Raw genomic sequence first — 1798 nt, 5'->3', positions numbered from 1 at the left:
GTTTGCGCGCCATGGGCGCGCTCTAACGGGTGTAAGTCCCGAACATGCCCAGATAGTGGGAAGTGTATAGCTGAACAGCAAGGGTGTCTATCGTGAGGTAGAATCTGAAGGAAGCTGTAAGCAAATCTCTGGTCCGACGAACAGAAATCACATATAAGGCTAGGCTACGAGAGATAAGTTGGCTCAAAGCAACGAAATCTAATAACTATCACCTTTGTAGTAGCAGAGTAAATGTGGCGGATATATGGAGAGAAAGAGCGTGCACCTTAAGCGTGGAGGTCTCACAGAGGTTCCATTAGCCTAGTAACAACGAACTGTGAGAAGTCAGCCGAGCCCATAGTAGTGAAGAAGTCTCTGTAATGGAGATGGAGCAAAGGGGCGAACAATCAATAAGTTTGAGTATGTCTTGTATTGCAGAAATGGCAACATCTGCCGTAACCAATCGGGAAAAGGGTGGTCAAATCAAGCGAGACGGAAAGGAAAGAACGCATGGACACAAGTAGTCTAATGGAACAGATATTATCCAGCGATAACCTCAACAGAGCATATCTGCAAGTCGTACGAAATAAAGGTGCAGAGGGAGTGGACGAAATGAAGTACACAGAACTCAAAGAATACCTTGCAAAGAACGGCGAAATCATCAAGGAACAGTTGAGGACGAGAAAATATAAACCTCAGCCAGTACGAAGAGTGGAGATACCAAAGCCTGATGGCGGTGTCAGAAACCTGGGAGTACCAACAGTAACAGACAGATTCATACAACAAGCCATTGCACAGGTTTTAACACCAATCTATGAGGAACAGTTCCATGATCATAGTTATGGATTCAGACCGAATAGATGTGCACAACAAGCAATTTTAACAGCACTCGACATGATGAATGAGGGAAATGACTGGATTGTAGACATTGACTTGGAAAAGTTCTTTGACACAGTAAATCATGACAAGCTTATGACTATCATAGGCAGAACTATTAAAGATGGAGATGTTATCTCTATCGTTAGAAAGTACCTTGTCAGCGGAATCATGATTGATGATGAATATGAGGACTCCATTGTGGGGACACCACAAGGGGGGAATCTCTCACCATTATTGGCAAACATCATGCTGAATGAACTTGATAAGGAAATGGAAAAGCGAGGGCTTAACTTTGTACGATATGCGGATGACTGTATTATAATGGTCGGAAGTGAAATGTCTGCCAACAGAGTCATGAGAAATATTTCACGATTCATTGAAGAGAAGCTAGGACTCAAAGTCAACATGACCAAGAGTAAGGTAGATAAACCACAAGGACTTAAGTACCTTGGATTTGGTTTCTACTTTGATTCAAGAGCGTATCAGTTTAAGGCAAAACCACATGCAAAATCAGTAGCAAAGTTCAAGAAAAGAATGAAAGAACTCACTTGTCGTAGTTGGGGCGTTAGCAACAGCTGTAAAGTTGAGAAACTCAATCAACTCATAAGAGGTTGGATTAACTATTTCAAGATAGGGAGTATGAAAAGGCTCTGTAAGGAACTAGATTCAAGAATTCGCTATAGGTTGCGTATGTGTATCTGGAAGCAGTGGAAAACTCCGCAGAATCGTATAAAGAATTTGATGAAGCTTGGAGTTGATAAGGATACAGCTTGGATTACGGCATACACAGGTAGTCGAATCGCTTATGTGTGTCAGCGAAGAGTTATGAATTTTGCAATAAACAAAGAAAGACTAACCAAGTTTGGATTAGTCTCTATGTTAGATTACTACACCGAAAGGTGTGTTACTTGTTAAGTTGGTTGAACCGCCGTGTACGGAA

The 1798-nt window shown here is 41.8% G+C and carries 1 protein-coding gene; it reads left to right on the top strand.

Annotation, left to right across the window (positions count from 1 at the left end; all coding sequences use genetic code 11):
• The first annotated feature begins 489 nt into the window (after positions 1-489).
• Entirely contained in the window at positions 490-1773 is a 1284-nt protein-coding gene (gene ltrA / locus G5B06_RS18470) for a group II intron reverse transcriptase/maturase (protein ID WP_148446256.1), read from the top strand.
• Positions 1774-1798: the final 25 nt, after the last annotated feature.

Origin of the sequence: Blautia luti (assembly GCF_013304735.1) — a bacterium.
Classification (GTDB): domain Bacteria; phylum Bacillota; class Clostridia; order Lachnospirales; family Lachnospiraceae; genus Blautia_A.
This window is presented reverse-complemented; position numbering and strand designations above follow the sequence as displayed.

Coding starts and splice junctions, on each gene's coding strand:
- ltrA (WP_148446256.1), top strand. CDS start 490: ATGGACACAAGTAGTCTAATGGAACAGATATTATCCAGCGATAACCTC.